The 1,932-nt window shown below is 73.9% G+C and carries 2 protein-coding genes and 1 pseudogene; all 3 read left to right on the forward strand.

What is annotated here, in order from left to right:
* A pseudogene (locus I5E_RS12160) lies at positions 1 to 208 on the forward strand (2,3,4,5-tetrahydropyridine-2,6-dicarboxylate N-succinyltransferase); the annotation flags it as partial.
* 173 nt (positions 209 to 381) lie between these two features.
* Positions 382 to 930 carry a hypothetical protein gene (locus I5E_RS12165; RefSeq protein WP_187290507.1) on the forward strand — a complete coding sequence of 183 codons (549 nt, stop codon included), beginning with the start codon at positions 382 to 384 and terminating at the stop codon, positions 928 to 930.
* A gap of 70 nt (positions 931 to 1,000) precedes the next feature.
* Positions 1,001 to 1,588 (forward strand): TetR/AcrR family transcriptional regulator, encoded by a 588-nt coding sequence (locus I5E_RS21735; RefSeq protein ID WP_022907229.1) that lies wholly within the window; start codon positions 1,001 to 1,003, stop codon positions 1,586 to 1,588.
* Positions 1,589 to 1,932: the final 344 nt, after the last annotated feature.

Raw genomic sequence — 1,932 nt, forward strand, 5'->3', positions numbered from 1 at the left:
CGAGGCAGGCCTGTACGTGACGGCCGGCACGAAGGTCGTGCTCGTCGGGGCGGCACCGAACCCCGACGAGACGCCCCGGACGGTCAAGGCCGCCGAGCTCTCGGGCACGCCGAACATCCTGTTCCGCCGCAACTCGCTGACCGGCGCGGTCGAGGCCCTGCAGCGGCAGGGGCAGGGCATCCAGCTCAACACCGCGCTGCACGCCTAGCCGGTCGTCGGCTGTGGGGGTGGTCGAGGGGCCGCACGGCCCGGTGCCGGTCCGCCGGTACGCGGCTCGTACGGGGGCCGCTCGGGGCACGACCCTCGTGTGGCTGCACGGCGGTGGGTTCTTCCGCGGTGACCTCGACCTGCCGGAGGCGCACGCGGTCGGTCACCGCGCAGGTGCAGCAGGCGACCGCGAGCGCCCCGGCAGCCGTGCAGGACCAGGCCCTCGCCGCAGCGGCCGAGAAGGCGCACGCCTCGGTGCAGGACGGCAGGCTCGTCGTCGACTGGTCGGACGCCTCCGAGCGGTCGTACTGGGTGGGCGAGCTCACCCCGGCCGTCGCGAAGCAGGTCTCGGACAGCAGCGACTCGGGGTCGAGCACCATGAGCACGAACGACACCTCGTTCCTGACCGGTGCGGACAGCCGGCTCACCCGGCCGTTCATGGCGGGCTTCAACGCCTCGTCCGTGACGATCTACTGGGTCGGGCTCGGCGTGATCCTGCTCGCCTTCGTCCTCACCTGGTTCTTCCGGGTGCCGCCGCTGCGCCAGCGCTCGGCCCTGCAGGAGCAGGCGGACGCCGCCGGTGCGAAGCGCAACGCCGACGACGACCGGCTCTCCGCCGAGGACGAGCTCGAGGCTGCCGCCGGCCTCGCCGCCGCCGAGGCGGGGTCCTTCACCGGCCCGATGACCGGATCCACCCCGACGCAGCCCGCGCGGCGCCGGTGACCGACCGGGGCGTCCGTCCGCTGTCCCCCTTCGTGGACGGGCGCCCCACACCACCACCCCAGGAGCGATCGTGACCACCATCCCCGCGACGACGGCGACGGAGCCGTGCTCGCTGCGTGAACGGAAGAAGCAGCAGACCCGCACGGCGCTGCACGACGCCGCGCTGACGCTCGTCTCCGCGCACGGCCTCGACGGGGTCACCGTGGAGCAGATCTGCGCCGACGCCGACGTCTCGCCGCGGACGTTCTTCAACTACTTCTCGTCGAAGGCGCACGCCGCCCTCGGCCTCGACACCGTCGAGGTCCCGGAGGCCGCCGCGACCTGGTTCGCCGCCGCCGAGGGTCGGTTCATCGACGACCTGTGCGGCCTCGTCGCCGCCACCGTGCCCCTGTCGCAGGACCGGCGCCGGATGAAGGAGCTGCTCGTGCTCCGCCCCGAGATGTCCGCGATGGTCATGCAGTGGATGGCCGAGTCCCGGCAGTCCCTGCTCGCCACGGTCGGGGCCCGGACCGACGAGCAGACCGCCCGCACCGCGGTGGCGCTCGTGATGTCCGCGCTGTCCGAGGTGGCGCACCGCGAGACCGTCAGCGGCCCGGAGGAACTCGCCACCAGGCTCCGCGCCGTCGTCGCCGAGATGGGCGCGCTGGCCGCCGCCTGACCGGACGCCCGCCTGCGTGGACCCGCAGGGCGTGTTCGGCATCCCGCAGCACTCCGCCACGGCGGCCCCGATCCTGCGTACGCTCCTGACACCGGCCGAACCCACGGACTGGAACGCACGACCAGCCCCTGCCGCTCCGCGGCCGACGGACTCGCGTCGCGGCGCGCAACGGCGCGTGTCGCGACGTGACCACACACGACGCACCGTGTACCCGCACGATGCGTCGTGCACGCGGGGGGCGGTGCGCGTGCAGGGGACGTTTCGCGCTCACCGACACCTCACGCGCTCCCCGCCCCGTGAACTGTCGGCCAGCGCGTTACGACGGCACCGTTCGCGGACGGGAG

Source organism: Curtobacterium sp. B18 (assembly GCF_000333375.1).
Classification (GTDB): Bacteria; Actinomycetota; Actinomycetes; order Actinomycetales; family Microbacteriaceae; genus Curtobacterium.